Origin of the sequence: Acinetobacter sp. (assembly GCF_036666595.1) — a bacterium.
Lineage (GTDB): Bacteria > Pseudomonadota > Gammaproteobacteria > Pseudomonadales > Moraxellaceae > Acinetobacter.
In genome coordinates, this window is sequence record NZ_JAVWVO010000155.1 from 1 (window position 1) to 523 (window position 523).

Sequence of the window (523 nt, forward strand, 5' to 3'; positions counted from 1 at the left end):
TATTTTCGCTGAATAAATAACCAGTTGTATTCTGAATCGCGTTATCATATTGAAAAGTCAGTCTAAGGGAGTCTCGTATGCCAAAGATTTTTTTAATCTTAGCGTTAGCGACATGTACCGTATTTGGTTGGATGTTTTATCAGTATTCGGTACAACAAGACGAGTTAAGCCAAATTAAAGACTATCAAACGGTATTGTATGAAAAAGCCGAACTCATTTATCAGCAAGCCCAAGATTGGTCGAAACCGATCGATATCAATGTGTCGGATAATCATTTGCAGGGCGATTATAAAGTGATGGCAGACTTTGTCCTGAGCGATATGATTCAAAATGCTGAAGCAAGAAATCAGTATTTACGTGAACTCAAAGCACTGCATTGGGATCAGTTTTTAAATATTGATCGTTTAGAGAAAGATCGGAAACAGAATTTTATCGAAACCGAACAGATGTTAAAACAAGTCCATCTTTTGACGGCCCAGTATCAACAACAAATGCAGCAACGTGAAGAAGATACTTTAGATCG

Annotated in this window: 1 pseudogene; it reads left to right on the top strand. The window is 37.1% G+C overall.

The features are described 5' to 3' along the window. Positions 1-77: 77 nt before the first annotated feature. Positions 78-523, top strand: a pseudogene (locus RR876_RS17345) (hypothetical protein); the annotation flags it as partial.